The organism is Dactylosporangium sp. CA-233914, assembly GCF_050942935.1.
In the GTDB taxonomy this organism is placed as follows: domain Bacteria; phylum Actinomycetota; class Actinomycetes; order Mycobacteriales; family Micromonosporaceae; genus Dactylosporangium.
On sequence record NZ_CP192030.1, the window covers coordinates 7,816,745 to 7,829,615 of the forward strand.

At 71.0% G+C, this 12,871-nt stretch carries 18 protein-coding genes; 8 read left to right on the forward strand and 10 right to left on the reverse strand.

Annotated features, from left to right (window positions below; translation table 11 throughout):
• Positions 1 to 243 precede the first annotated feature (243 nt).
• Genes ACQPY0_RS34770 through ACQPY0_RS34780 form a run of 3 tightly spaced genes read right to left on the reverse strand, consistent with a single transcriptional unit; the run spans position 244 to position 2,899 of the window.
• Entirely contained in the window at positions 244 to 1,170 is a 927-nt protein-coding gene (locus ACQPY0_RS34770; protein WP_432970268.1) for a metal ABC transporter permease, read from the reverse strand.
• A complete protein-coding gene (locus ACQPY0_RS34775) occupies positions 1,167 to 2,024 on the reverse strand; it encodes a metal ABC transporter ATP-binding protein (protein WP_432970271.1) in 858 nt (285 codons plus the stop codon). The genes ACQPY0_RS34770 and ACQPY0_RS34775 overlap by 4 nt, the downstream gene beginning before the upstream one ends.
• Positions 2,021 to 2,899: a metal ABC transporter solute-binding protein, Zn/Mn family gene (locus tag ACQPY0_RS34780; RefSeq protein ID WP_432970274.1), complete on the reverse strand. Its 879-nt coding sequence runs from the start codon at positions 2,897 to 2,899 to the stop codon at positions 2,021 to 2,023. The genes ACQPY0_RS34775 and ACQPY0_RS34780 overlap by 4 nt, the downstream gene beginning before the upstream one ends.
• Positions 2,900 to 3,128: 229 nt before the next feature.
• On the opposite strand from ACQPY0_RS34780, the gene ACQPY0_RS34785 reads away from it, so the two are divergent.
• Genes ACQPY0_RS34785 through ACQPY0_RS34800 form a run of 4 tightly spaced genes read left to right on the forward strand, consistent with a single transcriptional unit; the run spans position 3,129 to position 5,979 of the window.
• Positions 3,129 to 4,094 (forward strand): ATP-binding protein, encoded by a 966-nt coding sequence (locus ACQPY0_RS34785; protein ID WP_432970277.1) that lies wholly within the window; start codon positions 3,129 to 3,131, stop codon positions 4,092 to 4,094.
• Positions 4,095 to 4,111: 17 nt separating this feature from the next.
• Positions 4,112 to 4,504, forward strand: coding sequence for an SCO5389 family protein (locus ACQPY0_RS34790; protein ID WP_432970280.1), 393 nt, complete (start codon positions 4,112 to 4,114; stop codon positions 4,502 to 4,504).
• A complete protein-coding gene (locus tag ACQPY0_RS34795; RefSeq protein WP_432970283.1) occupies positions 4,494 to 5,546 on the forward strand; it encodes an LLM class flavin-dependent oxidoreductase in 1,053 nt (350 codons plus the stop codon). The genes ACQPY0_RS34790 and ACQPY0_RS34795 overlap by 11 nt, the downstream gene beginning before the upstream one ends.
• 31 nt (positions 5,547 to 5,577) lie before the next feature.
• Complete coding sequence (locus ACQPY0_RS34800) at positions 5,578 to 5,979, forward strand: Fur family transcriptional regulator (protein ID WP_432970286.1); 402 nt, start codon at positions 5,578 to 5,580, stop codon at positions 5,977 to 5,979.
• A gap of 152 nt (positions 5,980 to 6,131) precedes the next feature.
• Here the strand turns inward: ACQPY0_RS34800 and ACQPY0_RS34805 are convergent, their stop codons facing one another.
• A complete protein-coding gene (locus tag ACQPY0_RS34805) occupies positions 6,132 to 6,578 on the reverse strand; it encodes a Fur family transcriptional regulator (protein WP_432970289.1) in 447 nt (148 codons plus the stop codon).
• An 82-nt stretch (positions 6,579 to 6,660) separates the two neighbouring features.
• On the opposite strand from ACQPY0_RS34805, the gene ACQPY0_RS34810 reads away from it, so the two are divergent.
• Positions 6,661 to 7,908 carry a CobW family GTP-binding protein gene (locus ACQPY0_RS34810; protein ID WP_432970293.1) on the forward strand — a complete coding sequence of 416 codons (1,248 nt, stop codon included), beginning with the start codon at positions 6,661 to 6,663 and terminating at the stop codon, positions 7,906 to 7,908.
• Here the strand turns inward: ACQPY0_RS34810 and ACQPY0_RS34815 are convergent.
• From ACQPY0_RS34815 to ACQPY0_RS34825, 3 genes are read right to left on the reverse strand one after another with little or no spacing between them, the layout of a single operon-like run.
• The gene (locus ACQPY0_RS34815; RefSeq protein WP_432970296.1) at positions 7,860 to 8,522 is read right to left on the reverse strand and encodes a helix-turn-helix domain-containing protein; all 663 of its coding nucleotides are present in this window, start codon (positions 8,520 to 8,522) and stop codon (positions 7,860 to 7,862) included. The two genes, ACQPY0_RS34810 and ACQPY0_RS34815, sit on opposite strands and share 49 nt — an antisense overlap.
• Before the next feature lie 12 nt (positions 8,523 to 8,534).
• Positions 8,535 to 9,194, reverse strand: a complete 660-nt coding sequence (locus ACQPY0_RS34820; protein ID WP_432970298.1) for a class I SAM-dependent methyltransferase — start codon at positions 9,192 to 9,194, stop codon at positions 8,535 to 8,537.
• 17 nt (positions 9,195 to 9,211) lie between these two features.
• Positions 9,212 to 9,532, reverse strand: coding sequence for a hypothetical protein (locus ACQPY0_RS34825; RefSeq protein ID WP_432970301.1), 321 nt, complete (start codon positions 9,530 to 9,532; stop codon positions 9,212 to 9,214).
• 154 nt (positions 9,533 to 9,686) lie between these two features.
• On the opposite strand from ACQPY0_RS34825, the gene rpmF reads away from it, so the two are divergent.
• From rpmF to ACQPY0_RS34840, 3 genes are read left to right on the forward strand one after another with little or no spacing between them, the layout of a single operon-like run.
• A complete protein-coding gene (gene rpmF / locus ACQPY0_RS34830; RefSeq protein WP_432970304.1) occupies positions 9,687 to 9,866 on the forward strand; it encodes a 50S ribosomal protein L32 in 180 nt (59 codons plus the stop codon).
• On the forward strand, positions 9,863 to 11,035 hold the full coding sequence (locus tag ACQPY0_RS34835) for a GTP-binding protein (protein WP_432970307.1): 1,173 nt from the start codon (positions 9,863 to 9,865) through the stop codon (positions 11,033 to 11,035). The genes rpmF and ACQPY0_RS34835 overlap by 4 nt, the downstream gene beginning before the upstream one ends.
• 11 nt (positions 11,036 to 11,046) lie before the next feature.
• Positions 11,047 to 11,313: a type B 50S ribosomal protein L31 gene (locus ACQPY0_RS34840; RefSeq protein WP_432970310.1), complete on the forward strand. Its 267-nt coding sequence runs from the start codon at positions 11,047 to 11,049 to the stop codon at positions 11,311 to 11,313.
• Positions 11,314 to 11,336: 23 nt separating this feature from the next.
• Here ACQPY0_RS34840 and ACQPY0_RS34845 read toward each other — a convergent pair whose 3' ends face one another.
• The 3 genes from ACQPY0_RS34845 to ACQPY0_RS34855 all read right to left on the reverse strand — a co-directional run bounded on the left by ACQPY0_RS34845 (position 11,337) and on the right by ACQPY0_RS34855 (position 12,870).
• The gene (locus ACQPY0_RS34845; protein ID WP_432970313.1) at positions 11,337 to 11,477 is read right to left on the reverse strand and encodes a hypothetical protein; all 141 of its coding nucleotides are present in this window, start codon (positions 11,475 to 11,477) and stop codon (positions 11,337 to 11,339) included.
• Between the two features lie 133 nt (positions 11,478 to 11,610).
• On the reverse strand, positions 11,611 to 11,889 hold the full coding sequence (locus tag ACQPY0_RS34850; protein WP_432970316.1) for a hypothetical protein: 279 nt from the start codon (positions 11,887 to 11,889) through the stop codon (positions 11,611 to 11,613).
• A gap of 120 nt (positions 11,890 to 12,009) precedes the next feature.
• Positions 12,010 to 12,870 (reverse strand): class I SAM-dependent methyltransferase, encoded by an 861-nt coding sequence (locus tag ACQPY0_RS34855; RefSeq protein ID WP_432970319.1) that lies wholly within the window; start codon positions 12,868 to 12,870, stop codon positions 12,010 to 12,012.
• Position 12,871: the final 1 nt, after the last annotated feature.

Genomic DNA, 12,871 nt, shown 5'->3' on the forward strand with positions numbered 1-12,871 from the left:
CGATCGCCGCCGGCAGCGTCGCGAGGACCTCGATGTCCAGCAGGGGCAAAACCCACCTGTCGCCGTGTGCGAAGGCGCCTCGCAGACTCCACTACTGCACGACCGGGAACTCGTCGTCCGATTCGGGGCACAACTGCCGACCGATTGTCGTGAGGATCTCGGTCGGCGACATCTGCACGCCCACCGCCGCGGCGCTGACGTTGCACGCGTCGGCGGCCTGACGCAGCTTGCTTGGTCGAGCGCCTATCGGCCGACTCCGGCGATCTGCTGCGTCGGTACCGCCGGGCCTGAATCCAGGGCGGCATCGTTCGGCACCCTCGTCCAGCCGCGCCTGCTGCGGTACGCGCCGACGAGCCGGCAGATCAGGTAAATGGTGAAGGAGATGGTGGTGACGTACGGGCTGATCGGAATGGTGCTGCCGAGTGCGAGCAGAATGCCCCCCACCATAGAGCCGACCGCGAAAACAACGCTGAGCAGGGTGACGAGCAAGGGCGAGGCAGTGACGCGCATGGCCGCGGCCGCCGGCGTGCACACGATGCTCAGCACCAGCAGCGCGCCGACGATCTGGACGGACATCGCGACAGTGAGGCCGAGTAGCAGCATGAACGTCGTCGACAGCGCTGCCACCGGCACCCCGCGGGCGGCCGCGAGCTCGGGGTCGGTGCTGGCGAAGCTCAGTGGGCGCCAGATCAGGGCCAGGCCGATCAGGACGATTGCCGAGGTCACGATCAGCCACGACAGCTGCGGCGTGTCGACCGCCACGATCTGTCCCGTGAGCAGGCCGAACTTGTTCGCAGACCGTCCTTTGTAGAGGGCGAGGAACAGCACCCCGAGGCCGAGGCCGAAGGGCATCAGCACGCCGATGATCGAGTTGCGATCCCGGGCCCGGGTGCCCAGCGCGCCGATGACTACGGCGGCCAGGATCGAGCCGAACAGGGAGCCGGCGACGACGTTGACGCCGAGCAGCAGCGCGCCCGACGCGCCGGCGAACGAGAGTTCGCTGATGCTGTGTACGGCGAAGGGCAGGTCGCGTTTCATGACGAAGGTGCTGATCAGGCCGCCGACCACGCCGAGGATCGCGCCGGCGATGAGTGAGTTGTGCACGAGCGCCAGCAGCTGCGGGTAGTCGGCGAAGTTGAAGATCTGGTGCCAGATGCCGGTGGCGCTCATGCGGCACTCGTGACATCGGTCGGGGCGTGATGCGCGTCCGACGCGGTCTCGGGCAGGCCCGCCACGATGATCCTTCCTCCGGTGTGCAGCACGTCGATGGGCATGCCGTACAGCTCGCTCAGGGTGGCGGAGTTGAGCACCTGGTCGACGGAGCCGATCCGGAACTGCCCGCCGGCCAGGTAGAGGACCCGGTCGACGTACGGCAGGACCGGGTTGATCTCGTGCGTGACGAACACGACGGCGGTGTTGCTGGTCCGGCGCCGGCTGTCCACGAGGGCGGTGACGGTGCGCTGGCTGCGCATGTCGAGCGAAAGCAGAGGCTCGTCGCAGAGCAGCAGCTTCGGGTCGGCGACGAGCGCCTGTGCAATGCGGACGCGCTGCTGCTCGCCGCCGGAGAGCAGGCCGATGGGCATGTCCGCGAACCGGGTTGCGCCGACCGCGGCCAGGACGGTGTCGATGCGCCGGCGGCGGCCGGGCCGTGGCCAGCCGGTGCCCCATCGGTGGCCGTCGAGCCCCTGGCCGACGACGTCGCGGACGCGCAGCGGGACCAGCGGATCGATGTGGCGCTGCTGCGGGACGTACCCGACGTCGTCGCGGTGCTGCCGGGGCGGGTGGCCGGCGACCAGCAGCGTCCCGGTGTCCAGCGGCTGCAGGCCGAGGACCGCACGCAGGAGGCTGGTCTTGCCGGAGCCGTTCGCGCCGAGGACGGCGACGAACTCGCCGGGCTCGACCTGCAGGTTCAGTCCCTGCCACAGTCGGCGCCGGCCGTAGCGCAGTGCCGCGTCGCGCAGCGCCAGTGCCGGGGCACTGGCGCGCGCGACGTCGGTCACCGCCGGTGTCGTGCGGGTGCTCATTTGAGGGCGGTCTCGATCGCCGTCAGGTTGTCGCCCATCCACGTCAGGTAGTCCTTGCCCTCGGGCAGGGTCTCGGTCACCGGTACGACGGCGACCTTGGCCGCCTTGGCCGCGCTGAGCACCTTCTCCGTCTCCGGCCCCGAGGTCTGCGCGTTGTAGGCGAGCAGTGCGACGTCCTTGTGCGCGAAGAGGTCGAGCGTCTCCTGCAGGACGTTCGCCGGTACGTCGGTGCCCTCCTCGATCGCCTCGCTGAACTCGTCCGGCGTCTTGTTCACCAGCCCGCACGCCTCCAGCATGTACAGCGGCACCGGCTCGGTGATCGCGGCGCCCGCGCCGGTGTGGGCGGCCTTGATCGCCGTCTCCCGGGCCTGGAGCTGCTGGACCTTCTGCTTGAACGTGGTGGCGTTGGCGGTGAAGGTCGGCGCGCCCGCCGGGTCGGCCTCGCCCAGCGCGGCCGCGAGCTGGTCGGCGAGCTTCTCCACGGTCGGCAGGTCGTACCAGACGTGCTCGTTGAGCTCCTCGCCGCCGGCGGCCTTCTTGCCCGAGATGTCGACGACGTTGAGCACCTTCGGGGAGCCGCCGGCCGACTTCAGCATGGTGTCGACGAAGTCGTCGTAGCCGCCGCCGTTCTCGATGACCACCTTGGCCTTCGACAGCTCCAGCTGGGTCCGGGTGTTCGCCTCGTACGAGTGCGGGTCGGCGTCAGGGTTGCTGATGATCGACGTGACGGAGGCCCGGTCGCCGGCGATCTGCTTGACGATGTCGCCGTAGACATTCGTCGAGGCGACGACCGAAACCGCCGAGCCGGACGGCGCCGCGGCCGGCTCCCCCGACGAGGACGAACCGCACGCGGTCAGGAACATCGCCAGCGACAAGGCACCGGCTCCCCACCATCTCACACCTCGGCGTACCACGACTCTATGCCCACCTTCTGCAGCAATCAGTAATGAAATTCGTTTCCAAGAAAGACCTTAGGTCACGGACGCCGCCCCGATCAAGCCAGCGGAATCTATTGTCACAAGCGCATATCTGCATGTCGTATCCACCGGTTGCCGTTCGGCGGTTCCGCTTGACTCCGGAAATGGAAACCGATACCAATAAGGGGTGAAAGCCGCATTCGTCGGCAAGGGTGGCAGTGGCAAGACCACCCTCGCCGCACTGTTCTGTCGTCTCCTCGCGGTCCGGGACGCCCCGCGCGTGCTGGCCTTCGACGCCGATATCAATCAGCACCTGGCCGTCGCGCTCGGCGCCGACCCCGACGAGGCCGCCATGCTGCCCGCGCTCGGGGACCATCTGGACGAAATCAAGGAGTACCTGCGCGGCGACAACCCGCGCATCCCGTCCGCCGCGGCGATGCTGAAGACCACACCGCCCGGGCCCGGCTCGCGGATCGTTGGCGTGGCCGAGGCGAATCCGCTGTACGAACGGCTCGTGCGCACCATCGGCGGCGTGCGCCTCGCCGTCACCGGCCCGTTCGCCGCCGACGACCTCGGCGTCGCCTGCTACCACTCGAAGGTCGGCGCGGTGGAGCTGCTGCTCAACCACATGGCCGACGGGCCCGGCGAGTACGCCGTCGTCGACATGACCGCCGGCGCCGACTCGTTCGCGTCCGGCCTGTTCACCCGATTCGACCTGACCTTCCTCGTCTGCGAGCCGACGGTGCGCAGCGTCGGGGTCTACCGGCAGTACGTCGGCTACGCCCGCGACCACGGCGTGCGCATCGTCGTGGTCGGCAACAAGGTCGACGACGCCGAGGACGTGGCCTTCCTGCGGGCCGAGGTCGGCGACGACCTCCTGTGCTGGTTCGGCCGCTCCGGCTTCGTCAAGGCCGCCGAGCGAGGCCGGCACCTGCCGATCGACGAGCTGGAACCCGCCAACGCCCACGCCCTGGCCGAGCTCAAGGCCGCGCTCGACACCAGCACAAAGAACTGGATGTCGTACGCCGAGCAGGCCGCCGAGTTCCACACCCGCAACGCGCTCGCGTGGGGCAACGACCGCGCCGGCACCGACCTGACCGCCCAGATCGCCCCGGGCTTCACCCTGGCGCCGGCGACCGTCGCCGCGCGCTGAGAACCGAGGAGGAGCACATGTCCCTGGACGTCCCCACCGCCCTGCTGGAGCGCGCCGAGGCCGGCCCGGTCGACGACGCCGAGTTCGTCGCGTGCGTGCGGGAGTCGCTCCCGTACGCCTGGACGATCATCAGCGGTGTCGTCGCCGACCTGCACACCGGCAGCGGCGAGTTCGCCGACCACAGCGTCCCGCCGCCGAGCGAGGCCGAGCGCGGCCAGCTCCTGCGCGCCCTGGCCAGCGACGCCATCCGGGGCGGCCTGGAGCGGCACTTCGGCGTGACCCTGGCCTTCCAGAACTGCCACCGGGTCGCGGCGTTCGCGCCGTCCGCCGTCGGCGGCGACCGGTACCGCGCGTTCGTCTCGCCGCGCGGGCAGCTGCTCAACCAGTCGCCGGAACTGCGTGACTGCTGAACCGGGCCGCGGCGCCGGGCCGGGGGCGCCCGGCCCGGCGCTGCGGATCGACCTGTTCCTGCTCGCCGGCCTGTTCCCGGGCCTGACCCACGCCGGTGCGCTCAGCGCCGCCGTCGACTACGCGGAGGCGGCCGAGCGGGCCGGCTTCGACGGCGTCTGGCTGGCCGAGCACCACTTCAGCGCCTACGGGACGTGCCCATCCGCGGTGGTCCTGGCCGGGCACCTGCTCGGGCGTACGAGCCGGCTGCGGGTCGGCACCGCGGCGGTGATCCTGCCCAACCGGCATCCGGTCGCCCTGGCCGAGGAGACCGCCCTGCTCGACGCCGTCTCCGGCGGCCGCTTCGACCTTGGCGTCGCCCGTGGCGGGCCGTGGGTGGACCTGGAGGTCTTCGGTACCGGCCTGGACCGCTACAACCACGACGGGTTCGCCGCCGCGCTCGACCTGCTCCTGGCCGGGCTGTCCGGCGCCGCCACCATCGCCGGCGACGGGGACCGGTTCGCGTTCCGCGAGGTCCCGATGGTCCCGGTCGCCGCGCGCCGGCCGCCGGTGTGGGTCGCGGCCACCGGGTCCTCGACCGTCGAACTGGCCGCGGCCCGGGGTCTGCCGCTGCTGCTCGGCATGCACGACGACACCACCGCAAAGGCCGAAATGCTGCATCGGTACGCCACCGCCGGCACCCGCACTCCCCCGCCCGGGCACGCCTCGACGCACCTTGCCTTCGTCGCCGACACCGTCGAGGAGGCCGAGACGGTGCTGCGCCGCACGATGCCCGCCTGGCTCGCCGCCGCCGGCGGATCGCCGCGCATCGACGGGACCGCACCGCCGCGCCGCGATCCCGCCGCCTACCTGGAACACCTGCTCGCAATCCACCCGGTCGGACCGCCGGAACGCTGCGTGCAACGGCTCGCCGCGACCATCGGCGCCACCGGGGTACGGCGGCTGCTGCTCATGGTCGAAGGGGCCGGCGAACCGGCGCGGACCCTCGCCAACATCGAGCGGCTCGGCCGGGAGGTACTGCCGCCGCTGCGCCGCCTTCGCTGAAACCCGCATCGCGACATATGCTGGGGTCGCCATGAATGACATGATCAGCGGCGCCGCCCGCAACACCCGGCAACGCTTCGAGGTCCTCGCGCTCCTGGATGAGATCGCGGACTTCCGCACGCCGCAGCAACTTCACGCGCTGCTGCGCGAACGCGGCGCGCAGGTCGGCCTGACCACGGTGTACCGCACGCTGCAGCTGCTGCAGGAGGCCCGCGAGGTCGACGTGACCCGGCTGCCGGGCGGTGAGCAGCTGTTCCGCCGCTGCGGCGCCAGCCACCACCATCACCTCGTCTGCCGGTCCTGCAACGCCACCGTCGAGGTCCGCGGCCCGGCTGTGGAACGCTGGACCGAACGTATCGCGGCCGAACACGGCTTCACCGACGTCGGCCACACCCTGGAGATCTTCGGCACCTGCTCACGCTGCAGCCGCTGACCGCGACGCCCCTGACGGCGGCATACGCACATCGCCTCCAGCGGCGCTCGCAACGAAGCGCTCGGACGCGGCGTCTCGCCGAGCGGTCCAGTTGCGGAGTCGTGCGCAGGCCCGCCATGTGCCGTCCGGCGCGACGGGCCGAAGCTGGCCGTTCAGTGCGTGTCTGCCTGCTTCCCGTGCGCCATCGACCGCTGCTGGCCACCGGCCGCGGACACGGCGCATCGGCGGCATACGCCGCTCAGCTGCAGAACGGTGTCGACGTCGCGGAACCCGTGCCGATCCGCCACTGTTTGCGCCCAGTCATGAATCCAGCCCGTGGGTAGCTCGACGGTGCGACCGCAGCGACGACAGGTGAGATGGTCGTGGGCGGCCGGCCCGCAGCGGCGGTAGCGCCGCGCGCCGTCGCCGAGCACGACCACGTCGAGTTCCCCGGCTTCGGCGAGCTGGTGCAGGACGCGGTACACGGTGGTCATCCCGGCCCGGCTGCCGCGCCGGAGCAGTTCCACGTGGACCTCGCTCGCGCTGCGGAAGCGGTCGGTGGCCGCCAGCAGGCCGAGGATGGCGTCGCGGTGCGGGGCGTGCCGTTCCGAGACCGTCATCGGCGGGCCGATCGTCTCACGGCACGGTTCTTCAACACGGGACCTACTTTACAATGAAAACCATTTCCAACAAGATGGGCGTATGACGGTTCCCTCCGACATCACGACCGCCGGCCTCGGACTCCACGGGAAGGTGCGGCCGTCGGTGACGGTGCTGGCCGGCTTCGCTCCCGCCGCGACGCTCGCCGTGGCCCGGACGCTGCTGCTGGCCGACCCGGCCCTGATCCTGGTGCGCCACGACCTGACCGGCGTGCTGCAGGGCCAGGTCCAGCGGGTCGTGCGCGACGGCACCCAGCTGCTCGAGGACGTCACCGTCGAGCTGGTCCACGGCTGCATCTCGTGCACGCTGCGCGAGGACGTCCTGCCGACGCTGCTGCGGCTGAGCCGGGAGCGGCCCGGGCGCGACTTCGTGCTCGCGCTGCCCGAGGCGGTCGAGCCCGAGGCGCTGGCCGCGGCCTGCGCCGGGCATGTGGCACACGAGTCCTTGACCTTCGACTCCTACGTGGCGGTCGTCGACGCCGCCACCTTCCTCGCCGACCTGGACAGCTCCGACGACCTGCGCACCCGCGCGCTGCACGCCTCGGAGCACGACGACCGCAGCGTCGCCGACGTCGTCGTTCGGCAGGTGGAGTACGCCGACACCGTACTGCTGTGGGACAGCCCGGACCACGACGGCTTCGAGTCGGCGCGCCTCGCCACGCTCCTGCGCCGGCTGGCGCCGTGGGCCACCCACCTGCACACCGGTCGAGGCTCCACAGTGGACTGCACCGATCTGGCCCGGCTGCTGCGGCGCACCGGACGACACAACCCGGAGGTGCCGGGGATGCTCGGCCGCGCCCTGGAGGGCTTCACCGTCGGCGTGCACGAACCGGTCGAGGACTGCGGGGTGGTGTCCGTGCTGTTCGAGGCCCGCCGCCCGTTCCATCCGCAGCGGCTGCACGACACCCTGCAGCGGGTGACATCACCGACGCTGCGTAGCCGGGGCCAGTGCTGGATCGCCAGCCAGCCCGACGGCGCGATCGGCTGGGAGTCCGCGGGCGGCGGCGTCACGCTCGGCACCCTCGGCTACTGGCTGGCCGCACTGCCCGCGCAGCGCTGGAACGAGGCGACGCCGCTGCGTCGGCTGGCCTCGAACCTCGCCTGGGACCCGGTCTTCGGCGACCGGCGGACCGTCCTGGCCTTCATCGGCGTACACATGGACGCGCCGGCAATCGTCGAGGACCTCACGGCGTGCCTGCTCACCGACGACGAGCTCGCGGATGGCTTCGCCGCGTGGACGGCTCAGCCAGACCCGTTCGCCGGCTGCTTTCCGCTCTTCGAGGAGGACTGAGCACCTGGGCGTCCGTCGCGGTTCGCTCGGGGCGTGAAGCTCGGCAGGTGGATGCGTTCGCCGCTGCGGCTGAAGATGGTGAGCACCTCCAGCGGCCCGCCGAGCGCGGCGACGGCGTGCGGGATGCGGGTGTCGAACTCGGCCGCCTGCCCGGCCTCCACGACGAGGTCGCGGTCGCCGAGGACGACCCGGGCCCGGCCGCGCAGGACGTAGCACCACTCGTAGCCGTCGTGGCTGCGGGTCTGGAGCGGCTCGTCGCCCGGCAGCAGGGTCATCTTCAGTGTCACGACGGGGGCGTTCTCGGGCGAGAGATACTCGACGGTGAGGTTGCCGTACCGCCGCATGCGGGGCTGGACCCGCGGGTCGGGGGCGCTCCACATCATCAGATCGTCCAGGCCGATCCGCAGTGCGCGGGTGATCGGCAGCAGCAGCTCGAGGTTCGGGGCGCGCTTGCCCGCCTCGAGGCGCGAGAGCGTCGAGGCGGAGATCCCCGTGAGCTTCGAGAGCCGGTCGAGGGTCAGGTCCCGCTTCAGGCGCGCCGCGCGCAGCCGGGGCCCGACCTCACGCAGGACGGCCTGCGTGAGGCCCGGCCCCGGCGGCGGCTGGTTCACCATGATCCGGTGCTGTCACACCCGGCGGCGAAAGTGCAGCACATGGTCCTCGCGGACGCCGGACTGCCCCTGCAGCCCGGCGACCTCGGTCACCACGGTCTCCGATCGCAGCGCCTCCCAGCGTTCGCCCGGCAGGGCCAATGCGGCCAGGTTCGCCGCGGGAGTCGGCACGGTGAGATCGAGGAGGTGTTCCGTGAGCCCGGCCGGCAGCCCCGAATGCCACGGCGGCATGCTCTGGTGCGAGACGACGAGCAGATGCCCGCCCGCAGCGACCGCCTCGGCGGCCCGGCGCAGGATCGCCGCGCGTTCCCCGGGCGCGGCGACCGGCGAGTGCAGGAACTGGGCCGAGACCAGATCGAACCGGCCGTCTGGGAATGACGCCGCGAGGTCGTGCCGTTCGAAGATGATCCGGCCGCTCAGGCCGAGCCGGGCAGTGTGGGCACGGGCCCGTTCCAGGGCGGTTTCGGAGACGTCGACGCCGACGACGGTCCAGCCGTGCCCGGCGAGCCAGATCGCGTCCGCGCCGTCTGCGCAGCCGAGGTCCAAGGCGGTGCCCGGGGCGAGGTTCGCGATCTCGGCGGTCAGGAACCGGTTGACCGGGCCGGGCTCGGGCCGGTTGAAGGCGGTGTACAGCGCCTCCCAGAACTGCTGCGTGACGTCGGGCGGTCGGGTCATGGAAGGTGTCCTCACCGTTAGTTGCCGGTCGCGGTCTTGACATCGGCCGCAGTAGCCTCGAGCGCGTCGATGATGCCGAGACCGCCGCCCTGCGGGTGACTCTCGTCGGCGCCGTAGACGTGCCCGGCCCGCACGGCGGGCAGGTCGGGCAGGACCTGCCTGAGCGCGTCGATCGCGGCCCGCTCGTCACCGACGTAGTTGACGAAGATCACGTCGGGCCGCATGGTGACGGCCTGCTCGGCGTTGAGCTCCGCGAAGGGCGTCTTGAGATCGGCGAACTGGTTGGTCAGCCCGAGCGCGCCGAGAATCGCCGAGGCGCGGCGACGAGCGAATCCCATACCCTCTCCTGAAATCGGGAACCATTTCCAACAACTCGCGCCACGGTAGGCGCTCTCACTGCACAGGGAAAGTTCTCATGCCGATTCGGCAAGATCGAGCCCTTGGGGTTACCCTGTTGCAAACGACACTCATTTTCAATTAGTGAGGACGCTCATGGCAGTACCGAAGCGCAGAATGTCCCGGTCGAACACCCGGCACCGGCGAGCGCAGTGGAAGGCCGCTGTTCCGGCGCTTGCCACGTGCCCATGCCCGCGCAAGGAGACCGTCGTGCCGCACCGGGCGTGCACGCACTGCGGCCTTTACAAGGGCCGCCCGGTGGTGGATACCCCGTGAGCGGGCGACTGCCGGTGACGGTGCTGTCGGGCTTCCTCGGTGCCGGCAAGACCAGCCTGCTCAACCACGTGCTGGCCAACCGGGACGGGCTGCGCGTCGCCGTGATCGTCAACGACATGAGCGAGGTGAACATCGACGCCGCGCTGGTGCGCGACGGTGCCGCGCTGTCGCGGACCGAGGAGCGACTCGTCGAGCTGACCAACGGCTGCATCTGCTGCACGCTGCGCGACGACCTGCTCGAGGAGGTGGCCCGGCTGGCCCGGCTCGGCCGCTTCGACTACCTGCTGATCGAGTCCAGCGGCATCTCCGAGCCGATGCCGGTGGCGGCCACGTTCGCTTTCGGCACGCAGGGCGGCGAGGTGCTCTCCGAGCTGGCGCGGCTCGACACGACGGTCAGCGTCGTCGACGCGGCCGGCCTGCTCGGGCACATCGAGGCGGGTGAGACGCTGGAGCAGCGGGAGCTCTCGGCGTACGACGGAGACGACCGCAGCATCGCGGACCTGCTGGTGGATCAGATCGAGTTCGCCGACGTGCTCGTCGTCAACAAGACCGACCTCGTCGCGCCCGGCGACCTGGCCACCGTCGAGGCGCTGCTGCGCCGCCTCAACCCGGCGGCTCGGCAGGTGCGGGCGACCCACGGGCGCATCGACCCGGCGGAGATCCTGCACACCGGGCGCTTCGACCTCGACCGGGCCGAGACCGCGCCGGGCTGGATCGCCGAACTCAACGGCGAGCACGTTCCGGAGACGGAGCAGTACGGCATCTCCAGCGTCCTGTTCCGCGACGACCGGCCGCTGCACCCGCAGCGGTTCTGGACCCTCCTCGCCGAGGAGCTCGACCACTTCGGCGTGGTGCGCTCCAAGGGCTTCCTGGTCCTGGCCAGCCGTCCGGACGTGCAGGCGCTGTGGTCCCAGGCAGGCCCGTCCGCCCGCTGCGAACCGTTCGGCACCCCGGACGAGGCGAGCGGGCACCGCCAGGAACTCGTCTTCATCGGCATCCACCTGGACACCGGCAGCCTGCGAGCGGCGCTCGAGGCTTGCCTGCTCACCGATGCCGAACTCGCGGCCGGCGAGGAGGCCTGGCGGGCGCTGCCCGACCCGTTCCCCGCATGGGACATCGAGGACCTGCACGAGCACGACGAATCCGACGTGACCGCAATCGCGAGCTGAGAGGTGTACACGTGAAACCCGGAATCCACCCCGACTACCACCCGGTCGTCTACCGCGACCGCACCGCCGACTTCGCGTTCCTGACCCGCTCCACCGCCACCAGCGACAAGACCATCGAGTGGAGCGACGGCAACACCTACCCGGTCATCGACGTCGACCTGTCAAGCGCCAGCCACCCGTTCTGGACCGGCCGGCAGCGCCTCGTCGACACCGCCGAGCGGGTCGAGAAGTTCCGCACCAAGTACGCACGGGTCCAGGGCGGGAAGAACCCGTCCTGAGCCCAATGCGCCGGCCGCGCCCGTCAGTGCTCGTCGAAGTGCTCACCGTGGGCGGCGTGCCGGTGCCCATCGTGCACGAAGTCGACGTGGTCGCCGTGCTCGACGGTGTCGTGCCCGCACCCCTGGCCATGCACGTGGTCGTGTTGCTCCGCGACCGCGTGCACGGCCTCGGCGCTCCAACATAACTCCGGGGCGAATCGTCGCGTGCTGAAACCACCGATCGCCGCGCTGCCTGCGAAGCTCCGCATAACGCGAGGACGGCCGCCGGGAGCGTGCAGCTACTGGTGAGAACAACGATCACCGCGCTAGCATCCCGAGCGCGCCCAGCACCAGGCCGGTGCTCATCGTCAGCCGGGTACCGAACCGGGCGATCAGGGCGGAGCTGGACCGGGCGCCGACGATGACGCCAGCGCAGAACGGTAGGAACGCCGCCGCGGCCTGCAGCGGGCTGGAGGCGAGGACCGTCTGCATGAACAGCGACGCGAAGCAGAATCCGGCGATGGTGGCCGCGCCGATGAACACCACTACGACGTTGGCCAGCCAGACCGTGCGCACGGCGAAGACTCCCAGGCGCACGAGGGGCTCGCTCGCCCCGGCGCCTGCCCACTGCGCGGCAGGCATCCCGGCGGGCCGAATGACGCGACAAGCCCGCGTCGCGCGCACGTCCTCGCGGCGGCACCCGCCGGCCAGCCGATCTCAGGCCGATCGTCTGGCGAAGGTGAACCGGATCACGGTGGTGAGGCGGATGCGGCCGTCGGCCTGTCGAGCGGACTCCAGTTGCGCTGCGGCAGCGGCGAGAGCGGCGGCAAGCCGGCTGGCGGGGATCCGTTCCAGCAGCATCCGGGCGCCGTGCGACCAGGCCCATCGGTTGAAATGCTCGTCGTCGTCGAACTCGGTCACGAAGGCGCGCTCTTTCGCCGTGACCTCGGCGAATCCCGCGGTACGCAGCGCGACGGCGGTCGACGCCGTGGTGGCGAAAACGTCCTCCTGCGCGCTGACCGGCGAATGCCGCGGAGCCTCGCTGGGCAGGTGGCCGGCGAGGGCTGTCAAGGCCGCGCTGAACGCAGGGTCCGGCGCGGCAAAGGTGGTGAAGCCGATCCGCCCGCCTGGCTTCAGCAGCTCGTGGTACGTACGTAACGCCGCGGGCGGGTCGGGCATCAGGAACAGCACCATGCCAGCGAGGATCGCGTCAAACGGCCCGCGGATGCGGTCCGGACGTTGCGCGTCGTCGACGATGACCGTCACATGCTGCAGCCCGGCGGCGCGGACCTCGGCTCGGGTGAGTTCGACCATGGCAGGGGCAAGGTCGATGCCGACGACGCTGCCGGACGGGCCAACGGCCTCGGCGGCTGGCTGGAGTACGGCGCCGCGTCCGCATCCGACGTCGAGCACCCGGGCGCCGGGAGCCAGCCGGGCGAGGCGGACGAGTTCCGCCCCCATCGGGCTGAAGAACTCCGCGCCGACCCGGTCATAGGTCTGCGCTGCCCGGTCGAACACGTCGACGATCGGCGCGGTCTGTCCAGAGATCTGATCGGTGGTGTCACGCGGGGTGAACATG